The sequence below is a fragment of the Ruegeria sp. CDSC021 genome (assembly GCF_059610845.1).
Genome location: NZ_JBXWOK010000007.1, coordinates 149,499 through 168,745 on the forward strand (window position 1 = coordinate 149,499; position 19,247 = coordinate 168,745).

Below are 19,247 nucleotides of genomic sequence, written 5' to 3' on the forward strand. Positions count from 1 at the left end.
ACTGTTCTCCCGTTTTTCTGGTATCCGGCACAAAATTGTGCTGTTCTACAAAAATGAAGAACGGGTTCCGAAATTGGTCGGATATTCGTGTGTTCCTCTCTGTCTTCAGAGAAGGGTCGACGCTTGCGGCCTCTAGAAAGCTAAAGGTCTCCCAACCAACGGTTGCCCGACGCATTGATGTTCTCGAAAGAGAAACAGGCTTGACGCTTTTTGAGCGCGGTACGCACGGGTTCAAACCGACCCCAGAAGCCCTTCGCCTCGTTCCCCTCGCCGAAGCAATCGAGACTTCAGTCCTTGAATTTGCCGATTGCGCGAAAGAATTGACGTCGACACAACCCATCCGTATCACCGCTTACTCAGCAAACTTCTCTGCACGCATGATTGAAATCGTAAACGAGTTTTCCGCCGACAATCAGGATGTCGCATTCGAGTTTTTGTCCAGCGTTCGGGCGCTGGAGCTGATGGCGGGCGAGGCCGACATTGCTTTGCGCCTTGCAAGAACTGAACCTGATCCTGACCTGATCTGTCGTAAGATCAGCACGGCCCGCTGGTCTTTGTTCGGCAGCAGAAATTACGCGGACAAATTTGGCTTACCGGGGTCAACGAATGATCTGGCCGGGCATCAGTTTGTTACCTTTCAGCGGGACGATGTACCAAATGTATTCCACGAATGGTTGACCAATCACGTGGAGCCGGACCAGATCGTCATGTCTTTCACTGAACTGGAGCTAATGCATGCGGCGATCAGGTCAGGGCAAGGCCTTGGGATCAGCAATGTCAAGCTGGTGGAAACAGACATGTCTTTTATCCGATGTTTCGACGAAATCCCCGAACTTGCGGTGCCGCACCTAATGCTCATTTCGCCGGAAGCCTATCGTCGGCCAGAGGTTAGAGCCTTCGTTAAGTTCTTCGCACCTCGCTATGCGGCAATCTACAAGTAGTTATTTAGGCAAAAAAGGATTGAGAACACGCGAACAAGCTAGTTTGCATGTACGCCACGACCGCAATTGCGAATAGAAGCCTTATGTGGCGAGCCCAAGGATACTCTTGAAGATGACAAAGGGAGGTCGAATTGATCGCCGCGCCCAAGTCGCTGCAAACCGCCTTAACTCCGACATGCCATCACATGGTGCATGACCAGGTTAAGAACTTCAACATCGTTCTGGTTAAATGTCTGGTATCGGAATTTGACCGTTCCCCGGTCTGGCTTCGAACGTGATGGTGTAATTGCCTCAACCGTGACGCGCACGCTGATCGTGTCACCGGAATACACCGGAGCCAGCCACCGTACCTCGTCCATACCATGTCCACCCAGATTGGTGCCGGTAAGTACACCAGTGTCGCGGAACAACCTGAAAGTAAGCGCTATTGTTTGAAATCCACTGGCGATGAGACCGCCGAAAATCGACTTTGCGGCAGCCACTTTGTTAACGTGGAAGGGCTGCGGGTCATGAACCAGTGCGAAGTCAACAATCGCTCCCTCGGTCAGCGTAACGCCACCGGTTTCGAAAGTTTCGCCAACCGACAAATCGTCGATGTATTTTCCGCTGGCCATGGCAAAAGTATAGTTTGATGCACACTCTACCGTCAACGCGGAGCCACGCTCGGCAGCCACTAATGCCGCATTGTCATTCGACTATGGCAAAGATCGTAATTGAGAACTGAGCCAGTGGTCGTTGACCTATGCCGCGGCGACAAAAAGGTGCGCTTCTTGCGGTACGTGCAATACGCCTTCATTGTCATATCTAGACAAAACGTCTGCAACCTCTTCCACGACCTTGTTGGTGACGTCATCACCTGCATCCCTAAGATCAGTTTCGATTGGCAGCGCCATGATTTGCGCACGAAGGTCAATAAATCTTCGCTCTAGTACCAATGGCTCGTGACGAGCTATCTTAAAGCCTGCATCGACCAACAAGTTCGAAATGAGGTCCCCATCTCGAAACGAAAAAGGCGCTCTGGCCTTGACTGCGGCATCTGTTCCAACATGCTGTTCGAGAGCTTTTGCAAGTGCTCCATTGAAGGGCGACACAGCGCGCCAACATGTCAAAAATAGCTAACCGTCATTGCGCAAGATCCTATGAACTTCTTTCAACGCGGCGGATTTGTCGGGGAAGAACTGAAGCCCCTGTTGTATGAAGGCATAGTCAAACGTAGCGTCTCCGAAAGGTAACTCGGTTACATCTGCTGCATACCACTCGAGCACATGACGACAATCCAGCTGATTGGACTGCGCGACCTCAATCATGGTTTCGTTCAGATCTACGCCAACAACCCGGCCTTCGCCCGTCAGTTTCCTTGCAATCTCTCGCGTCAAAGCCCCGGTGCCGCATGCAATGTCGATAACACAAGTGCCGCTTCGAAGCTGAACCTCCTGCATTGTTGCTTCAGCCAATGGGCCGAACATCGCAGGCACACTATGGTTGTTGTACTTCTGCGCAGCTTCTTTGGTCAGCCGGAAATTGTCCGTCATCAAAAATATCCTCCTAGCAACGCGTCAATAATTGGATCACCCAAAGTGACCCAAAATCGTAGTCTCACGAGGTTTCAACCGGAAGGCTCTCATCGGCGCTCCATTCAGCCCAGGAACCATCATAGAGGCGCGACTTGTCGAACCCCATGTGGCGAAGCGCAAGGAGACCGCAAGAGGCGGCAATACCGCGACCGCAATACGCGATAACCTCGTCGTCGGTTTGAATTCCCTTGTCCTGATAGTGCTGAAGGAGGCGGAGGCGATCCGCCAACCTGAATGAGCCTCGTTCCTTTAGTTTCGCTGCCCGCTCAGCAATGGGTGTGTGTGCCAAATCCGGATCGATGTTCGATATCGCCGGTATGTTAACTGCACCGGGGATATGTCCCGAGCGACCTCCCCATGTGTGAACACCGTCGCCTCGGAAGAGGTCGTTTGGCAGAAAGTCCACAACTCTGACCTCAGGCCTTCCTATCGCGTCCAGAACGTCAGTTTTGCTGGCAATCCAATTGCTCTGCACCTTGGGAGCGAAGTCGCCAGGCTCAACGGATGGATCGCCAGTTTCAGTGGGTCGACCTTCGAGTTTCCATTGCTGCAAGCCGCCGTCCAAGACCTGCGCGTTTTTATGGCCATAGTGCGAAAGTGCCCACCAAAGACGCGCTGAAGCCAACGGAAGCCCGGAATCATCGTAGACCAAGACATGACTGTCGTTGGAAACACCCAACTCGCGCATCTTTTTCCCAAAATCCTCTGGCCCGAGCATCATATCGGGAACGTTCTGATTGCTGTCTGCAAGCTCCGTCGACATGCCTACATACACGGCGCCGGGAATGTGCTCGGCTTGGAACTCGCTCCTATCGTCATAGGCCAAGCCTTTGCCGTTTTCCTCCCTAAACTTCCAGCGAACATCAATGATGCGTAGTTTCGGGTCAGTCAGGTTATCTGCCAACCAAGCCGTATCAATGAGCGGGCGAGTTTGGGTTGTCATACCTACGTTCTCCTCTAACCGGACGCGGGCCGGGCCGTATGGAATAATCCCCAAAATTGCTTTCGGAGTCCAATTTTAGGAAATTGGGATTTGATGAAGCAACTATGGTTTGATTGGCATTTCGATGATTTCATGAGACTTCTGAAAGAAACGGATGCTGAAATCAGGGCGCCTCGCAACGTCGATTTCCTTTGACTCGTTTATGGCTAGGCATGCTCATATAGCTCACTGACGGACAGGTTTGGTACAGATAGTGGAAGGTTTGGATGCTTGAAGATCGGTACGGAAGCCCGCTAACGACCACATCACAAGCTGCGCGAGACGCCTACGTTGAAGGCATCGATCGTTTTCTGGGTGCTTTTGATGATGTTGAAGAAGCTTACCGTTCTGCAATGCAGGCAGATGATAGTTTTGCCATGCCCCATGTTGGGCTTGCGCGATACCTTGTTACCGTCGGGCGTGGACAAGATGCAAAGCGTGAAATAGCCGTCGCAAAGGAACTGTCGCATGGCGTCAGCTCGCGCGAAGCCGCCCAGATCGACATTATCAGCGATCTCATCGAGGGGCGTGCACCACAGGCTTACAGGCGCATCCGGGATCACGTCGCTGACAATCCACGAGATATTTTGCTTGCTCAGACCTGTACCAGCGTATTTGGCTTAATAGGGTTTTCAGGTCAGGCTGGACGCGAGGCGGAGCAGCTTGCGTACACGACCATGTTAAAGCCACACTATGGCGACGACTGGTGGTTTCTCTGTCAGCATGCATTTGCCCAGATGGAGGCCGGACAGATTGGCCCGGCCGCGGAAAACATCGAGTGCGCACTTGAGTTGAAGCCAGACAGCGCACACACTGCACATGTCAGGGCCCATCTCTACTATGAGAACGGTGAGACGGACGCTGGCTACGCTTATCTGCGCGAGTTTTGGCAAGACTATCCCTCCACAGCGTATCTGCACTGCCATCTCAGTTGGCACGTCGCTCTGTGGGCGCTTGAGAGCGGCGATGTGGCGGGTATGTGGAAGCTGTTCGATGATTATGTTTCCCCCGACCGACCTCCTGCGCCACCACTGAACGTTCTGACTGATAGTGTGGCAATTGTTCACCGCGCCTTTTTGGCTGGCGAGCAAATTCCCCAGGAGCGTTGGCAACAACTCAGCGACTATGCTGTTGAGTTCTTTCCTTCACCTGGCTTGGCTTTTGCGGATGTTCACGCTGCTCTTGCGCATGCGATGGCTGGAAACAGAGAGCGTCTGGAATCAACCATTGACGGCGCAAAGGGACCCGCAGGCCCCACCGTTGTTTCTGTCGCAGGCGCATTCCGTGCGTTGGCGGATGGAAATGCGGATGAAGCGATTGAGAAGTTCGTAAGTGTCATGTCTGAGCACGAACGCCTTGGTGGTAGCCGGGCGCAACGCGACATTATTGAGTTTTCATTGGCGCATGCGCTGGCAATTTCGGGACAATCGAATGAAGCTCAACGCATTCTCAACATGCATCGACCGCATACCTCTCACGACCATGCAGTTGCCACGCTCGAAGAATAGGGTCCCCCGTATTTTTGACGCCCGCAATGAGCGCAAATTACAGGTTTTCAACGCCACTTTGAACGGAAGCTGTCGCACGACGCTACTAGGTCCCAAAAGTGTTAGTTGGCGGAAAAGAACAATCTGACTGCTGACATCAGCTTTCTCAAATGCCCGTCTTAGGTGTGCAAGCGGTGATTGTGGTCTTGTCGGCGGGCTACTGTGGAGGGATTGGACCGTCCGTCACTCACGCGGCCGACAAGTTTATCAGTTGCCAAGAAGAGTGCTTCGATCAAATGGGGCTCATATAAGTCGGGTCTATGCCTTAGGTCGGCTTTGATGTAGCCAGTATCGAGAAACAGCCCATTGTGGTAAACTTCTCCCTTTAATTAGGGGGTTATTGTGATGGAATACTATGATCTCGGTCGCTACAGCCGAAAGATCACAACCTCGTCGGACGAAGCCCAGCTTTGGTTTGATCGTGGTTTGGCTTGGACTTACGCGTACAACCACGAAGAAGCGATTGTATGCTTTCAGAATGCCGTGGCTGCGGATCCAAATTGCGCAATGGCGCACTGGGGCATCGCGTATTGTATTGGGCCGAACTACAACAAGCCCTGGGAAACATTCGAAGAAGACGAGAAGCCTGACTGTATCGCCTTGGCGAAAGCGTCAATCGAGGCTGCTGCGTCGTTAAAGGACCGGCTGACGCCTGTTGAACGCGCGCTAATCGATGCCATTCCAGAGCGTTATCCATCCTCGTCGGATATTGAGGATTTCAGCCCGTGGAATGACGCCTTCGCTGATGCGATGCGAAAGGTTCACACCGAATTCGATCAGGACCTGGACGTGTCTGCGATTCTGGCCGAGTCGCTCATGAACCGGACACCCTGGCAGCTTTGGGATTTGCCGACCGGAAAGCCCGCCGAAGGGGCCGATACGCTCGAGGCAATATCCGTGCTCGAAAATGCGTTCGATACACTTTCCGGAGCATGGGAGCACGCAGGACTATTGCACATGTACATTCACCTTATGGAAATGTCGCCCCACCCCGAACGGGCACTGCGTCAGGGCGATGTGCTCAGCACGCTGGTGCCCGAGGCCGGGCATTTGTTGCACATGCCGACCCATATCGACGTGTTGTGCGGAGACTATATGAACGTGGTACTGCGCAATCACAAAGCCATATTGGCAGATCGCAAGTTTCTGAAGCGCGAAGGCCCTGACAATTTCTATTCCGTCTATCGGTGCCACAACTATCACTTTAAAATATACGGTGCGATGTTCTTGGGGCAACCATCGGCAGCAATCGAAGCTGCCGATGAGCTGATCGACACCTTGCCGTCAGACACTCTTCGGCCTATGGCGGACTGGTTTGAAGGCTTCATTCCAATGAAGCAACATGTGCTGATCAGGTTTGGTCTCTGGCAGGATATTCTCGATCAGGATCTGCCAGAGGATGAAGAGCTTTACAGCGTGACCATTGCCATGATGCGGTATGCAAGGACGGTTGCCTTGGCCAACCTACACAGGGTCGCCGAAGCCGAGAGTGAAAAAGCCAAGTTCTATGATGCTCTGGCCAGAGTTCCTGAGACCCGAATGCTGTTCAACAACACATGCCGGGACATTCTGAAGGTCGCTGAGCAAATGATGCTGGGTGAGTTGGCCTATCACGCAGGAGAGCACGAAACGGCCTTTGACCACCTGCGAAAGTCAGTCGAGATCGACGACAACTTGCCATACGACGAGCCCTGGGGCTGGATGCAACCCACCCGTCATGCGCTGGGTGCTCTTCTTCTTGAGCAGGGCCAGATGGAGGAAGCCGAAGCTGTTTACCGTGCAGACCTTGGCCTGGATGCAACGCTTAGCCGGGCCTGTCAGCATCCGGGCAACGTCTGGAGCCTGCATGGCTTGCACGAATGTCTCACCCGGCGCGGTGAAACGGTCGAAGCCGCCCACATTAAGCCACAACTGGACAAGGCCACTGCTCGCGCCGAGGTGCCGATCAAGGCATCGTGTTATTGCAGGCAGAAGGCTTTGGCCGCCCAGTAATCACTGATCAACAGCAATGGCCGGGGTATTTGCGAGGCCCGCTTCTGCCGTTGACCGGGACTTATTTAACTTCGTTGATGGCAACAGTCTGGACGACGATAAGACTGCCAAGCATCGCTTCGGTGCCGATTTGCGGTAAATCAGCCGCATGGTAGCATAGCGCAGGATTTGCAGTCGGGGGGCAATATGGTCTTAACATTCGCACAAATGGAAGCTCAGGAAATATCCAAAGCAAATCCGATTTCAGCAACTGACGCGCTGGCAGTACTGATCGAAGACCCCAACGCACTTGTAGTGGACGTGAGGGATAGCGCTGAAATGGCGGCTACAGGTATCAGCCCCAGAGCCATTCCGGCTCCAGGTCGAGCCGTCGCTTGGATGGCAGTCCTTGAAAGTGAATACAGATCTCAAGAGTTACAGGATCGTGGAAGGCGAATTTTCACCACTTGTGGCGGAACTCCAAGCTACCGAGGCGCGGCAGCGGCAAATGTATTGGCTGCTATGGGTTTTCAAAACGTGCAGTTCATCGATGGAGGGATGGCGGCTCTGATCGCTGCTGGCTCCTCCACAGAGCAGCCTTAAGAAACGGCGAAACCAACGGTCTTGAGCAAACAGAGCAGGGGGGGGGAATTAGATACGTCTCAGCTTCCAGAGTTGTGTCTCGATACGACTTGCGACTGAGATATAAGCCAGTTGACGAACACCTTAGCCTCGGGACGCTGAAATTCTGCTTGAGTCTGGATGTAATAGACGCCGAAGAGTGGCTCAGAGAACAACTCAATCATCCGACCAGATGACAGATCGTCCTCAAAAAAAGCTCTGGCAGAATACGTGATACCGTCACCCCGGCGAACCGCAGTCATGATCAGGTTCCCAGGCATGTGATTTATGGTCAATGGCTCGGCAGGAACAACCCCGTGATAGGTGAACCAGTCAGCCGCCTCGTTTGTGCCTAGTTCCTGCAACCAGGGCAGTTTCGTTAAAGAGGCCGGGTCACGCAGATCTTGGCCTTCCACCAGTGAAGGTGCGCCGATCACGACCATGTCGGATACAAGGACAGTATCCTCTTCTTTTCTTGGCATGCGTCTATCGTGATACCGAATGGCGACATCGATACCACCTGGCTTTATCTGAACCAGTTCAGAAGTTGGGTTCAGCATCAAAGTGATCTCTGGATGTTGTTGTTGAAACTCTGCCATTCTCGGCAATAGCCACTCCACCGCGAATGCTGGTGACATGGTCACTTGAACGGGACGGTGTGCTGCATGTTCCGCCAGTCGTTCGACACCCCTTCCGATAATTTCAAAGCCGATACCCAGTTCACGTGAAAGAATGATGCCTGGCTCTGTCAATTCAATGCTGCGCCCACGTCTGGCAACGAGAGCTACACCCAAATGTCTTTCCAACGATTTCACCTGCTGGCTGACAGCCGCTTGGGTCACGTTCAAGCGTTCAGCCGCCACGGTGTAACTCCCTGCTTCCGCAACTGCTGAGAAAGCGCGCAAAGCGTTCATCGGGGGAAGGTGCAACCAATCCATACTGTAGATTTTCTAATGCTTGGTTAAACTATTTGAGTCGCATGATATCGGTTTTCTTGACAATATTCATATCGAAATCTGTTTATAAGCTCCAAGAAAAATAGGTATAGGCATCATCATGGATGTCAGCCTAGCCGCATGCCAGGAGATCTTCATACGATGGAAAAACTTCAAGGTGGATGCTACTGTGGTGCGGTTCGATATCAGATCGCGACACCACCTGTCTGGTCGGGACATTGCCATTGTCGTTCATGCCAAATGGCCCTTGGCGGCGCCTTTGTAACTTGGGCTAAGGTAGCCGCCGAAGACTTCGCCGTTATCAAAGGCGAAATCCAACACATTGAGAAAACTCCGGGTATTCGCCGCGGGTTTTGTCGGGACTGTGGAACGACGTTGACCTATGCCGCCCTAAATGAAATTGAGGGCCAAGACTGGAGCGCTGACGCTTGGTTTTCTGCTGTAACGTTGGACGACCCATCGATTGCGAAACCCAAGGCCCACGTCTTCGTGTCACATCAGCAGCCATGGATAAAACTCGACGACGGTCTGCCGACGTTTCTTGAGTTCTAACCAACTTTCCGAGCGCACGGAGGAGAAAGCGATGATCACTGCATACTCATATGCCTGCAAGGATTGCGAGGGCATGGAGGCCTGCCCAGGCAAAGTGGTTGCAGCGACTAAGGACGAAGTATGGAAACTCATGGAACTGCACGCGGTAGTCGCCCATGGAGAAGATCCTAGTTCGTGGGACGCCGATACTCGAGAATATCTGGAAACACTGATAAAGCCCGCGTGATCAAATAAATTAGGCTTCAAATTCCTGCGGATACGCGCCACAGTTCACATCGCCAGCAATTCCTGATGAATTGCGACCATTGCCCAGGTGTCGCGCGTGCAATACGCCACAAGATCAGCATATACCTTAGGGCTGCAGCCGGACGCACCTGCGGACTGCCGTTGAAGACAAGTATTCGGAGCGCCTTTAATGCCGAAAATAGGCAGTTATTTTAGGTGATTAACGACCGGATACGAGAAGATCAGAGGCTGTTGAGCCGATGCTTTTCGAGTATCCCGCAAAGCATAGCCTGTGCTTGCAGCCTGTGTTCTCGATGACGTTCACGGGCGGCATCTGGACGACCTTCACTGATCGCTTGAAAAACAACCCGGTGATCTTCATTAGATTTAACGGGCAGGGGCCTGATGAACAACGTCGTTGCGCGCGCGCGACGTACCTGGTCGCTCATCATGGCGACAATCGCTTCGACTCGTTTGTTGCCGCCTAACCGAACGAGCTCCTGGTGAAACAACTCGTCGGCCTCGGCCCAGGCTTCAAGGTTTTCGGCTTCGATGGCTTGGTCCATCTTTGCAATTGATCCGGCAAGTACCGCCAGTTCATCTTCGCAGTAGCCCGCTTCGGCAGCGCGCTGTGCTGCGAGACTCTCGAGTTCCGTTAGGATGTCGTAGATTTCGCGCATATCATCTGATGAAACAGGCAGTATCCGAACGCCCTTTCGGGGCCGCATTTCAAGCAACCCTTTACTTTCCAACATCAGCGCAGCTTCCCGTATCGGGGTGCGGGACATGCCAAGGGTTTCGGCGAGTTCCGATTCCAGATGATCAGTTCCGGCCGCAAGTTCGCCGGACAGGATCATCTGTCGCAAATCCCTGACAGCGCGTTGTGTATTAGAAAGAGTTTTTGCGTCCTGATCCTTCACGGGGTCTCCAGGTTGATTTTTCGTCCTTCCGCAGCTGAGAGATAGATATTCTCTTCAATGCGGATCACATCCAAATATTCTCGGGCCGTGTTTTCCAGCGGCGTGCCCCGTAGAAGGCCCGAAATGACGTGACTTTGCAAGGCGTGGACGCAGTCTCCTCCAAATCCATCATGATCGCTTGGAGGTAGAATCTGCTGTCGCTCCTGTTTTCCAAAACCGCGGAGTTCTACTGAACCATCGCCATTAAGAACCAGTGATCCTTCCGTTCCTTCGATGAGCGCTTCGCCCATGGTCTGACGCAGGTTTTTGGCGCTGTGGTCAAGGCATCTGTTGCCATCGAACAGAGCATTCAAACCGTTTGGGTGGTCAAACAGGATGAAACCTGCATCCTCGCCCGCGATAACGGGGTTAATTTGGCGCAAGTCCGCATAAACGGCGCTTGGCGCATCGAATAGAAACCGGAACGTGTCTACCCAGTGAACCGCTGTTTCATGAACCAGGAAACGCGGCATTTCCTGAAAGTACGGCTGCCGGTCTAGGTAGGCTCGTGGTCCCTGTCCGTCGCCGGGCCGAAGCCGGAAAGTAGCTTGGAGAGGTGTACCAATTCGACCCTCGGTCATCGCCACCTTGATCGCACGATACCAGGGCTGAAAGCGAAAATTCTCATGCACGACAATAGTTGCACCTACCGCCTCAGCCTCTGAAACAATCTTCTCAGCTTCATCCAGAGATAAGCAAAATGGCTTTTGGCAGATCAGCCACTTGATACCAAACCGCAATGCCGAGCGGATTGCCTCGGCCTGCGCCACAGGCGGAAGGATGATGTCCACGAGATCTGGTTTTTCCGCCTCCAACATTCTTGACAGATCATCGTAAGCGGCCAGTCCTGTTTCTTTCGCCTTGTTGATATCACGGTTGCAGGATGCAATCGGAACCGCACCGGGCATTCGGGACCAGCTTTCGTAGTGGAACCTGCTGAAATACCCCGCACCCACACACGCGACACTGATGGCTTGTTGAGTATTCATGCCCGCATTGCTTCCAATACCGATGCGGCGGCACCCTTCGTTCCGGCCGTTCCACCTAGGTCACGGGTCAGGTTCTGTCCGTTCGCCGTCACCTTTTCCACGGCTTCACGCAATCGTTCGCCGTCGCTGGACAGGTCTGGATGATCATGGGTGAACCCCAACCATTCAAGCATCATTGCTGCGGACAGGATCATCGCAAAAGGGTTTGCAATACCCTGTCCCGCAATGTCCGGGGCGGAACCATGGCAAGGTTGGAATACAGCGTGATTCAACCCGATATCCGCTGATGGCGCCAGTCCTAGACCACCCATGAGACCCGCACCAAGGTCTGAGAGGATGTCTCCGAACATGTTCTCAGTGACCAAAACGTCAAATTCCCAAGGCTTTTGAACCATCCATAGAGCGGTGGCATCAACATAGGCATGGTCAGCTTTCAAATCGGGATGGCGTGCGGCCTCCAAGTCAAAGATAGATCTGAAGAATGCAAAGGCCCTGAAAACATTGGCTTTGTCGACACATGTAACCCGTCCTTGGCCGCGACCGGATGCCTTGCGGTTCTTGGCGAGTTCAAACGCGAAACGGAACAGTTTTTCGGACACCTCACGAGTGATCAGCAGAGTTTCACGTGCTTCGTGTTCCGTAACTTCGCCAGCGCCTTGGGTGAAGAACAGTCCTTCTGTGCTTTCGCGTATCAAGACAAAGTCGATCTCTTTTCCGGGGGGCAGCGTCAAGGGGGTCATTTGTCCGCTGCTTACTTTTACAGGACGCACACCAGCGAAAAGTCCCAGTTGCTTTCGCAGATCAATTTGCGGTGAAATTTCGGTTCCGTCAGGATATCGCACATCCGGCAAACCCATTGCAGATAGCAGAATCGCGTCGGCGTTGCGTGCAGTTTCGAGTGACCCAGCCGGAAACGATTCTCCAGTTTTGGCGTAGTGGCCTGCGCCTGCTGGTGCGTCTGTAAACGCCAGTTCGTAGGAAGGACTGCCGCGCGAAAGCTGGCGCAGAATTTCAAGCGTAGGGGCCATGATTTCCGGGCCGATTCCGTCCCCTTGGAACACTGCCACATCATAATTTTTCTTCATCTTAGCCCGCTTCCTTCCCGTTTCGCATTCATAGCGCGATTTCAGCTCTCACTACAGTCCGTTGACAACGCATTCTTTAATGTATACGCAAATAAATGCAATAATAAACGCAAAGTTGTTTGGGAGGACTTGGAAATGAAACTAAAGCTAGGGCGGTTGGCGGCCGCAGCCGTGATGGCGACCGGGATTACAGGGGCAGCTGCTGCGCAGGATTATCCCTATCGTGATATCACCACAGCTGTGGTCTGGGGGGCCGGTGGTGGCACGGACACGATCAACCGAATGATCATGGCCGAGATGGAAAAACATCTTCCGGTCTCGATCAATGTGATCAATCAAACAGGTGGTGTCGCAGGCTCCAACGGTATGGTTTACGTGATGAACCAACCAGACGATGGCTATACATTGGTCGGTTTGTCAGAGTCGAACGTCACCGCTGCTGTGCAGGGTGGTTGGGATAAGAAATTTGATTTTTGGTATCCGTTCATTGTTGGTGGATCACCTGATCTGATCTCGGTCCCGGCGGACAGCCCTTACAATACTCTGGAAGAACTAGTCGACGCAGCGAAAGCAGCTCCTGGCACTATTCCTGCGGCGGCTTCCGGCGCAGGTTCGATCCACCACTTGAATCTTCTGGCAATCGAAAAAGGGGCCGGTGCAGAATTCAAGTTTGTTCCATACAAAGGCTCAGCGCCCGGTCAGGAAGCTGCGATAGCGGGCGAAGTCGCGTTGGTTGTGACGTCACTGGCTGAACAGGCTCCGTTGATTGAAGGCGGTCAACTTAAACCGCTCGCGATGTTGACGCCCGAAGATGCGCAGATTGCAGGGGCATCAGTGCCTTCTGCCTTTGGCATCTATGACGGTCTTGATCAGTATTTGCCGCTCAAACAGGCCATCGGGTTTGCAGTTCACAGTTCAGCCGGGGACGATGTAAAGGCCGCGCTTGGTGATGCCTTCGAGCAAGCTATTGCCTCCGACACCGTCGCCGAATGGGCCTCTGCAAACAATTATGATGTCGGTGGTCAACACGGTGAAGAAGCTCAAGAACTGTTTGCGAACCTCGAGGCTACTTTTGCCTATACCTTGCAAGACCTTGGCGCTGCCACAGTGGATCCGGCCTCGCTGGGTATCGAGCAGCCCTAATCCGATCAATTTTGAAGGGGCGCGCTTGATCGCGCCCTTTCCCTCAGGAGGCAGGCAATGGACAAACCTGACGAAACACTGGTCATGCGGTCGCGCGACTTTTGGGCAGCAATTGTTCTTATAACAGTGTCTGTCTTTTTTCTTTGGAAGACATCGGACATTCCACTTTGGGGCGAAAACCGCGCAGGTGTAAGTGGATCGGATTGGTACAACTCGGCTGCAATTGTACCGCTGTTCATCTTCGGTGGATTGCTTGGCTTGTCCTTCGTTTTGCTTGCTATTTCAATCCGCTCAGGTGGTGCCCAAAACGCGCTTAGTGCTTTGGGCATCGGATGGGATAAGTCGGAAGCCTATCGAGCTTCAACAATAGGCCTGATCCTTCTTGCATATGTCGTCGGACTGGTTCCCAGAGTGGACTTCATTCTGTGTTCTGGGTTGCTGATTACAGCTTTGACTTACGGCTACTACGGGGGTCATGCGCGGCGTGCTTTGGTGGCCTGTAGCGCGGTTGTCTCTGCCGGGCTATTTGCGTTTGCTGTTTTCCCCGCGCAGGCGGACTGGAACGCACTCAGTGATGATTGGTTTACACTGGCTCTATGGGTCTCGCTTACACTTTTGGTGTTGAGCAAGGCGGCTTCCGAACACGTTTTGCGGTTCGTTCCGTTGGTGGCAATACTTGCCCCGCTCATCCTCGTTTGTGCGATGGCCTTTGTTTTCCGACAGAACGTGCCCGCGCGCGGCGGGCTGATCTTCAAGCAAATCGAGTACCACTACTACGTGACGCTTCGTCCGCTATGGAAAGATTGACCGGATGGACTTTATCCTTTCGCAACTGGCTGGATTTGGGACCACATTCGTGGGCCTGGCAGTAGACCCGCTGACCTATCTGTATTTGATTGCATCCGTGTTCCTGGGTATAACGTTTGGCGCATTGCCCGGCCTGACCGCAACGCTGGCAGTGACGATCCTGACGGGTTTCTTCGGCAACAAGATCCCATTGGACTATTCGCTGATCGCTTTGCTCGGGGCCTATGTCGGCGCGATTTACGGTGGCTCTTATCCGTCAATCCTGCTGAACATTCCGGGCACGGCGGCCAGTGCGGCGACGGCCATGGATGGATACCCTCTGGCTAAAGCGGGTCGAGGGGGCGAAGCACTAGGGCTGACCACAACGGCCAGTTTCATTGGTACAGTTATCGGGACCATCACGCTTTTGATCTTTGTCTGGGCGTTGCTTTTGGTTTCAAAAAACATCGCAAGCCCGGAGAAAGCACTGCTGGCCCTGTTCGGCATTCTGCTTTCTGGCACTTTGATGAGCGAAGACCTGGTGATCAAGGGATGGATCGCCGGTCTGATCGGCCTTGCGATGTCCATGGTGGGGCTTGACCCTCTGTTGTCTGAACCGCGCTATACCTTCGGCTGGTCTTACTTGATGAGCGGGTTTCAGGTCGTGCCGGTTTTGATGGGGGCATTTGCCATTCCCCAAATCATCGACGGTTTAAGGCACGTTGAGGCCGGGAAAGCTCTGGCCCTGAAAGGTCGCATCCTTCCGAATCTACGCTCCATCCGACGCTACCTGCCCACCATTGGCCGGTCAGGGGTGATCGGGACAGGGGTAGGAGCACTTCCCGGCGTCGGCGAAGATGTCGCCGGTTGGGTCAGCTACGGTGTCGGTAAGACCGTATCTGCTGAGGGCGATAAGTTTGGAAAAGGGTCATTGGAAGGTCTGCTGTGCTCTGAAACGGCAAACAACGCCTGCATTGGGGGCGCACTAATCCCGCTTTTGGTGTTGGGCATTCCCGGTTCACCACCCGCCGCGGCTTTGATGGGGGCTTTCAAGATCAACAACGTGATCCCAGGTCCGACGATAGACCCCGAGATCATTCTGCGCGTGGTTGCAATACTTGTGTTGGCCTCCCTGACAATGTTCCTGATGGGCTTGTTCACTGCTCGGGTTTTCATCAGAATACTCGCCATCCCGCAGACTATCTTCTTGCCGGTTGTGATGGTTCTAACAACAATTGGGTCTTTCAGCGTCGGTGGTGGCATCAATGATCTTTACCTGATGCTTGGCGTCGGCGCCGTTGCCTATTTCATGAACCTGATGAAATACCCAATCGCGCCATTGGTTATCGGGGTTATTCTGGGCAGCCTGTTTGACGAAACCTTCCGCCGGTCGCTGTTCTTGTCGGACGGGGATCTTTCGGTCTTCTTTTCACGCCCGGGTGCGGCCATTCTGCTGGTGCTCAACATTGGCCTGATCCTCAGCCAACTGCCCGTTGCGAAGCGCGCTTTCTCACGTCTGAAAGGACTTTCCGTCTGATGTTTGTGGTTACTGTCACCTTCACTCTCAAGCCCGGTACGAGAGACATCTTTTTGCCGCTGATGGTCGAAAACGCTTCGACCTCTTTGTGTGAAGAAGCCGGATGCCAGCAGTTTGACGTTTGCCTCGGCGGCAATCCCGATACAGTTTTTCTCTATGAGGTTTATGATGACGGCGCTGCGTTCTCCGCCCACCTGGAAAGCGCGCATTTTCAGGCCTTCGATACGGCAGCGGCTGATATGATCGCTACCAAGGTAGTTCACCAGTACTCCGAGGTCATCCGATGAACGATTGGGAAATCCACGCCGTGAAATACGCGGATCGAAATGCGCGGACGCGAGCAGATAGTTTCATCATCGATGATAATCACAGCGCGCCTCATGCGATGGATTACTTCGTTTGGGTGCTCAAACGCGGCAACAAAGTCATTCTGGTCGATACTGGCTACGACTCCGATGAGGCCGCCGCCCGTGGTCGTCCCATTGCGATGGATCCTCGCGAGGCTCTGCGGCCCCTAGGCATTTCACCGGAAGCGGTAACCGAGGTTATCGTGACCCATCTTCATTATGATCACGCGGGGGGGCTGCATATGTTCCCGAACGCGAAGTTGCATATGCAATCGGCGGAGATGGCCTTCGCCACAGGCCCCTGCATGTGCCACGACCATCTGCGCGCACCTTTCACGGCTAGCCATATTTGCGAGGTCGTAAAGCGTCTCTATTCAGGGAACGTCGTGTTCTACGATGGAGAAGCCGAGATTATAGATGGGGTCACGGTGCACTGCATTGGTGGGCATTCGCGAGGGTTGCAATGCGTTCGCGTAAGGACGGAAGCCGGGTGGATGGTGCTCGCCTCTGATGCCTCGCATTACTATGAGAATTTCGTGGCGCGCAAAGCCTTTCCCATTGTCGTCGACCTACAGGACATGATGGATGGTTTCGAGACACTCGAGAGGTTGGCCTCGCATCCTCGACTTATCGTGCCCGGCCATGATCCACTTGTGCGTGAGGTTTTTCCAGTCGGTGCAGCGCCGCATATCTATAGGCTAGACCCAGGGCCGACGAGGGACATCGAACTATGAAAATAGGTGTCATAGCGGATGATTTTACTGGTGCGAGTGATATTGCGAACACCTTGGCGAAGGGCATGGAGCCAGAAGGTGGGATACGAACCGCGCAGTTTCCGGGTGTTCCTAATATCCCGGTCGACGAAGAGATCGAAGCGGGTGTGATCTCACTCAAAAGCCGCACTGCACCGGTTGAAGAAGCCATTGCAGACAGTCTGAGTGCTTTGCGGTGGCTCGCGGATCAAGGATGCCAGCAGTTCATCTTCAAGTATTGTTCGACCTTCGATTCCACGACGGAAGGAAATATCGGCCCAGTTGCGAAAGCGCTTGCCGACGAGCTGGACGCGCAAAAGGTGGTTTTCTGCCCGGCCTTTCCGACAACCGGGCGCACCGTCTATCACGGTCACCTATTTGTGCAAGGTAAGCTGTTGCACGAGTCGGGGATGGAAAATCACCCTCTTACTCCGATGACGGATGCTAACATCAGGCGATGGTTGCAGTATCAGACCCAAGAAGCGGTCGGGTTGGTGTCAATTGACGCCGTGGAGCAAGGATCAGAGGCGATTGCTGATGCTTTGCAGAAGGCCGGCGAACGATTTGTAATTGGCGATGCGATTTCGGATGAAGATTTGTTGGCCTGGGGAGAAGCTCTAAAGGATGCCAAGCTCATTACTGGGGGATCGGGTATAGCACTGGGACTACCAAGAAACTTCCTGAGAGAGACTTCATCCAAAAGTGCTGGCACTGTGTTCACTGGTATCGCAGGGCCTGCCGCGATCCTTGCGGGTTCTTGTTCAGGTGCGACCCGCAGGCAGATTGAAATTCACGCGAAGTCCCATCCGACTTTCGCAATTGATGTTTCGGGTGTTATGTTCGGGGATGTGACCACGCAAACGCTTCTGGATTTCTTTGAAGAGCATTCGGGTCAGGCGCCGCTCGCGTATTCATCGGGGAGCCCGGATGATGTGCGTGCGATCCAAGGTCAGTTTGGTCAGGAAGCCGTAGCGGAAAAGCTGGACAATCTCTTTGAAGATACCGCGCGAGAACTTGTCCAAAAGGGCTACAAGCGGTTGGTTGTAGCTGGAGGTGAGACGTCGGGAGCTGTCGCCCAGGCTGTCTCTGAGGCACTGGGGTCACCGGCTATGTCAATCGGGCCAGAGATTGACCCGGGCGTACCTGTCCTGAGCGTTGGAAAAACTGAACCCATTGCAATGGCTTTGAAATCCGGCAACTTTGGCGCTCCAGATTTCTTCTCGAAGGCACTGAGAATGATGGAGGCAGGCAAATGAGTTCTGAAGAACAGGCACTGCGACGGCAGATGTCCGAGCTGTGCGCCTCGCTGTTTGTGCGTGGCTTTTCCGTTGGCACCGCGGGCAATGTCTCTGCGCGTTTACCGGACGGGATTCTCATGACGCCAACGAATTCGACTTTGGGCAATGTTGACCCCGAGCGAATTGCCAAGATTGATTTGGATGGCAACCACCTGTCCGGTGACAAGCCGACCAAGGAGATCTTTCTGCACCAAGCCTTCTATGAGACGCGACCTGAAGTGGGCGCCGTGGTTCATCTGCACTCGACCTGGGCGACCGCGCTGTCGTGTCTGGAAGACACCGATCCCAATGACTGTATTCCGCCGCTTACACCATACGTGGTCATGCGCGTAGGCACGGTTAAACTGGTTCCATACATTAAGCCGGGTGATCCAAAATCCGGTGATTTGATCCGCGAACTGGGCGGCAAGTATAGTGCTGTTCTGCTGGCCAACCACGGTCCCGTCGTATCAGGAGAGGATCTCTTTTCAGCGGTCTGTGCAGCGGAAGAGTTGGAAGAAACAGCCAAGCTGCTCGTGGCACTGCAGGGTATGCGAACCCGGATGTTGGATGTAGAACAAGTCGCAGAACTCAAAGAGGCTTTCGGAAGGATGTAGTTGGACACAGATAGGGAGAGTGTGCAAACTTTTGGGTAAATCGTGCAAAATTATGCGCAAATACCACGCAAAGTTATGGGCAAGAACATCTGAATTTAATGATTGAAATCAATAGCAGAAGCGCAGCGTTATGCGCGTCCCTACAATTTTTTTTGTGCGCCCATAGCTTTGCAACTCGCCCAAAACCTTGGGCGCATTAACCTACAACTTTTTTGGTTTGAGGTTCGATATCTTCGGGTCTCATTCTTGGCTGGTTTCGCAGCATAGTCGTAGTACCGGGGAAGATTTTCGGATAGCCGCTACTAGCCCGAAGCGGACATCCAAAACTAGTCTTTGCAGTTTCCGAGATGCAGACTTTTCTGCCGTTCGTGGCAATCTGCCGAACT

General features: G+C 53.4%; 21 protein-coding genes. 13 read left to right on the forward strand and 8 right to left on the reverse strand.

Going from position 1 to position 19,247, the window contains the following annotated elements; genetic code table 11:
- The first annotated feature begins 53 nt into the window (after positions 1 to 53).
- The gene (locus tag AC2FGB_RS12770; protein WP_496694110.1) at positions 54 to 941 is read left to right on the forward strand and encodes a LysR family transcriptional regulator; all 888 of its coding nucleotides are present in this window, start codon (positions 54 to 56) and stop codon (positions 939 to 941) included.
- A gap of 164 nt (positions 942 to 1,105) precedes the next feature.
- Here the strand turns inward: AC2FGB_RS12770 and AC2FGB_RS12775 are convergent, their stop codons facing one another.
- From AC2FGB_RS12775 to AC2FGB_RS12790, 4 genes are all read right to left on the reverse strand, one after another.
- Positions 1,106 to 1,615, reverse strand: a complete 510-nt coding sequence (locus tag AC2FGB_RS12775) for a MaoC family dehydratase (protein WP_496689831.1) — start codon at positions 1,613 to 1,615, stop codon at positions 1,106 to 1,108.
- A gap of 66 nt (positions 1,616 to 1,681) precedes the next feature.
- Entirely contained in the window at positions 1,682 to 1,834 is a 153-nt protein-coding gene (locus AC2FGB_RS12780; RefSeq protein ID WP_496694111.1) for a hypothetical protein, read from the reverse strand.
- A 222-nt stretch (positions 1,835 to 2,056) separates the two neighbouring features.
- On the reverse strand, positions 2,057 to 2,473 hold the full coding sequence (locus AC2FGB_RS12785) for a class I SAM-dependent methyltransferase (protein WP_496694112.1): 417 nt from the start codon (positions 2,471 to 2,473) through the stop codon (positions 2,057 to 2,059).
- Between the two features lie 64 nt (positions 2,474 to 2,537).
- Positions 2,538 to 3,458 carry a sulfurtransferase gene (locus AC2FGB_RS12790; protein WP_496689829.1) on the reverse strand — a complete coding sequence of 307 codons (921 nt, stop codon included), beginning with the start codon at positions 3,456 to 3,458 and terminating at the stop codon, positions 2,538 to 2,540.
- 266 nt (positions 3,459 to 3,724) lie between these two features.
- Between AC2FGB_RS12790 and AC2FGB_RS12795 the strand changes: the two genes are divergently transcribed.
- The 3 genes from AC2FGB_RS12795 (at position 3,725) to AC2FGB_RS12805 (ending at position 7,618) form a co-directional block, all read left to right on the forward strand.
- Positions 3,725 to 5,005: a tetratricopeptide repeat protein gene (locus AC2FGB_RS12795; protein ID WP_496694113.1), complete on the forward strand. Its 1,281-nt coding sequence runs from the start codon at positions 3,725 to 3,727 to the stop codon at positions 5,003 to 5,005.
- Between the two features lie 384 nt (positions 5,006 to 5,389).
- Positions 5,390 to 7,036 carry a tetratricopeptide repeat protein gene (locus AC2FGB_RS12800; protein ID WP_282027846.1) on the forward strand — a complete coding sequence of 549 codons (1,647 nt, stop codon included), beginning with the start codon at positions 5,390 to 5,392 and terminating at the stop codon, positions 7,034 to 7,036.
- 186 nt (positions 7,037 to 7,222) lie between these two features.
- On the forward strand, positions 7,223 to 7,618 hold the full coding sequence (locus tag AC2FGB_RS12805) for a rhodanese-like domain-containing protein (protein WP_496710124.1): 396 nt from the start codon (positions 7,223 to 7,225) through the stop codon (positions 7,616 to 7,618).
- Between the two features lie 59 nt (positions 7,619 to 7,677).
- Here AC2FGB_RS12805 and AC2FGB_RS12810 read toward each other — a convergent pair whose 3' ends face one another.
- A complete protein-coding gene (locus tag AC2FGB_RS12810; protein WP_496694115.1) occupies positions 7,678 to 8,574 on the reverse strand; it encodes a LysR family transcriptional regulator in 897 nt (298 codons plus the stop codon).
- A gap of 159 nt (positions 8,575 to 8,733) precedes the next feature.
- Here AC2FGB_RS12810 and AC2FGB_RS12815 point away from each other — a divergent pair, with 159 nt between their 5' ends.
- Both AC2FGB_RS12815 and AC2FGB_RS12820 read left to right on the forward strand, forming a co-directional pair.
- Complete coding sequence (locus AC2FGB_RS12815; protein WP_496694116.1) at positions 8,734 to 9,144, forward strand: GFA family protein; 411 nt, start codon at positions 8,734 to 8,736, stop codon at positions 9,142 to 9,144.
- A 31-nt stretch (positions 9,145 to 9,175) separates the two neighbouring features.
- Positions 9,176 to 9,370, forward strand: coding sequence for a DUF1059 domain-containing protein (locus AC2FGB_RS12820; protein ID WP_496689825.1), 195 nt, complete (start codon positions 9,176 to 9,178; stop codon positions 9,368 to 9,370).
- A gap of 241 nt (positions 9,371 to 9,611) precedes the next feature.
- Here the strand turns inward: AC2FGB_RS12820 and AC2FGB_RS12825 are convergent, their stop codons facing one another.
- From AC2FGB_RS12825 to AC2FGB_RS12835, 3 genes are read right to left on the reverse strand one after another with little or no spacing between them, the layout of a single operon-like run.
- Positions 9,612 to 10,289 (reverse strand): GntR family transcriptional regulator, encoded by a 678-nt coding sequence (locus AC2FGB_RS12825; protein WP_496694117.1) that lies wholly within the window; start codon positions 10,287 to 10,289, stop codon positions 9,612 to 9,614.
- Positions 10,286 to 11,317 carry a Gfo/Idh/MocA family protein gene (locus AC2FGB_RS12830; protein ID WP_142639572.1) on the reverse strand — a complete coding sequence of 344 codons (1,032 nt, stop codon included), beginning with the start codon at positions 11,315 to 11,317 and terminating at the stop codon, positions 10,286 to 10,288. Before AC2FGB_RS12830 ends, AC2FGB_RS12825 begins: the two co-directional genes overlap by 4 nt.
- Positions 11,314 to 12,402, reverse strand: coding sequence for an isocitrate/isopropylmalate dehydrogenase family protein (locus AC2FGB_RS12835; protein ID WP_496694118.1), 1,089 nt, complete (start codon positions 12,400 to 12,402; stop codon positions 11,314 to 11,316). The genes AC2FGB_RS12830 and AC2FGB_RS12835 overlap by 4 nt, the downstream gene beginning before the upstream one ends.
- A gap of 135 nt (positions 12,403 to 12,537) precedes the next feature.
- On the opposite strand from AC2FGB_RS12835, the gene AC2FGB_RS12840 reads away from it, so the two are divergent.
- From AC2FGB_RS12840 to otnC, 7 genes are read left to right on the forward strand one after another with little or no spacing between them, the layout of a single operon-like run.
- On the forward strand, positions 12,538 to 13,545 hold the full coding sequence (locus AC2FGB_RS12840) for a Bug family tripartite tricarboxylate transporter substrate binding protein (protein WP_496694119.1): 1,008 nt from the start codon (positions 12,538 to 12,540) through the stop codon (positions 13,543 to 13,545).
- 57 nt (positions 13,546 to 13,602) lie between these two features.
- The gene (locus AC2FGB_RS12845) at positions 13,603 to 14,352 is read left to right on the forward strand and encodes a hypothetical protein (RefSeq protein ID WP_281973682.1); all 750 of its coding nucleotides are present in this window, start codon (positions 13,603 to 13,605) and stop codon (positions 14,350 to 14,352) included.
- A 4-nt stretch (positions 14,353 to 14,356) separates the two neighbouring features.
- The gene (locus tag AC2FGB_RS12850) at positions 14,357 to 15,868 is read left to right on the forward strand and encodes a tripartite tricarboxylate transporter permease (protein WP_271951903.1); all 1,512 of its coding nucleotides are present in this window, start codon (positions 14,357 to 14,359) and stop codon (positions 15,866 to 15,868) included.
- Entirely contained in the window at positions 15,868 to 16,155 is a 288-nt protein-coding gene (locus AC2FGB_RS12855) for a putative quinol monooxygenase (protein WP_496694120.1), read from the forward strand. Before AC2FGB_RS12850 ends, AC2FGB_RS12855 begins: the two co-directional genes overlap by 1 nt.
- Entirely contained in the window at positions 16,152 to 16,949 is a 798-nt protein-coding gene (locus AC2FGB_RS12860) for an N-acyl homoserine lactonase family protein (RefSeq protein ID WP_496694121.1), read from the forward strand. Before AC2FGB_RS12855 ends, AC2FGB_RS12860 begins: the two co-directional genes overlap by 4 nt.
- Positions 16,946 to 18,223 (forward strand): 3-oxo-tetronate kinase, encoded by a 1,278-nt coding sequence (otnK, locus tag AC2FGB_RS12865; RefSeq protein WP_271951899.1) that lies wholly within the window; start codon positions 16,946 to 16,948, stop codon positions 18,221 to 18,223. The genes AC2FGB_RS12860 and otnK overlap by 4 nt, the downstream gene beginning before the upstream one ends.
- On the forward strand, positions 18,220 to 18,861 hold the full coding sequence (otnC, locus tag AC2FGB_RS12870; protein ID WP_496689821.1) for a 3-oxo-tetronate 4-phosphate decarboxylase: 642 nt from the start codon (positions 18,220 to 18,222) through the stop codon (positions 18,859 to 18,861). The genes otnK and otnC overlap by 4 nt, the downstream gene beginning before the upstream one ends.
- Positions 18,862 to 19,247 lie beyond the last annotated feature (386 nt).

Coding starts and splice junctions, on each gene's coding strand:
- AC2FGB_RS12790 (WP_496689829.1), bottom strand. CDS start 3,458: ATGACAACCCAAACTCGCCCGCTCATTGATACGGCTTGGTTGGCAGAT.
- AC2FGB_RS12835 (WP_496694118.1), bottom strand. CDS start 12,402: ATGAAGAAAAATTATGATGTGGCAGTGTTCCAAGGGGACGGAATCGGC.
- AC2FGB_RS12815 (WP_496694116.1), top strand. CDS start 8,734: ATGGAAAAACTTCAAGGTGGATGCTACTGTGGTGCGGTTCGATATCAG.
- AC2FGB_RS12850 (WP_271951903.1), top strand. CDS start 14,357: ATGGACTTTATCCTTTCGCAACTGGCTGGATTTGGGACCACATTCGTG.
- AC2FGB_RS12860 (WP_496694121.1), top strand. CDS start 16,152: ATGAACGATTGGGAAATCCACGCCGTGAAATACGCGGATCGAAATGCG.
- otnC (WP_496689821.1), top strand. CDS start 18,220: ATGAGTTCTGAAGAACAGGCACTGCGACGGCAGATGTCCGAGCTGTGC.
- AC2FGB_RS12855 (WP_496694120.1), top strand. CDS start 15,868: ATGTTTGTGGTTACTGTCACCTTCACTCTCAAGCCCGGTACGAGAGAC.
- AC2FGB_RS12780 (WP_496694111.1), bottom strand. CDS start 1,834: ATGGCGCTGCCAATCGAAACTGATCTTAGGGATGCAGGTGATGACGTC.
- AC2FGB_RS12840 (WP_496694119.1), top strand. CDS start 12,538: ATGAAACTAAAGCTAGGGCGGTTGGCGGCCGCAGCCGTGATGGCGACC.
- AC2FGB_RS12830 (WP_142639572.1), bottom strand. CDS start 11,317: ATGAATACTCAACAAGCCATCAGTGTCGCGTGTGTGGGTGCGGGGTAT.
- AC2FGB_RS12800 (WP_282027846.1), top strand. CDS start 5,390: ATGGAATACTATGATCTCGGTCGCTACAGCCGAAAGATCACAACCTCG.
- AC2FGB_RS12785 (WP_496694112.1), bottom strand. CDS start 2,473: ATGACGGACAATTTCCGGCTGACCAAAGAAGCTGCGCAGAAGTACAAC.
- AC2FGB_RS12820 (WP_496689825.1), top strand. CDS start 9,176: ATGATCACTGCATACTCATATGCCTGCAAGGATTGCGAGGGCATGGAG.
- AC2FGB_RS12810 (WP_496694115.1), bottom strand. CDS start 8,574: ATGGATTGGTTGCACCTTCCCCCGATGAACGCTTTGCGCGCTTTCTCA.
- otnK (WP_271951899.1), top strand. CDS start 16,946: ATGAAAATAGGTGTCATAGCGGATGATTTTACTGGTGCGAGTGATATT.
- AC2FGB_RS12805 (WP_496710124.1), top strand. CDS start 7,223: ATGGTCTTAACATTCGCACAAATGGAAGCTCAGGAAATATCCAAAGCA.
- AC2FGB_RS12845 (WP_281973682.1), top strand. CDS start 13,603: ATGGACAAACCTGACGAAACACTGGTCATGCGGTCGCGCGACTTTTGG.
- AC2FGB_RS12770 (WP_496694110.1), top strand. CDS start 54: ATGAAGAACGGGTTCCGAAATTGGTCGGATATTCGTGTGTTCCTCTCT.
- AC2FGB_RS12795 (WP_496694113.1), top strand. CDS start 3,725: ATGCTTGAAGATCGGTACGGAAGCCCGCTAACGACCACATCACAAGCT.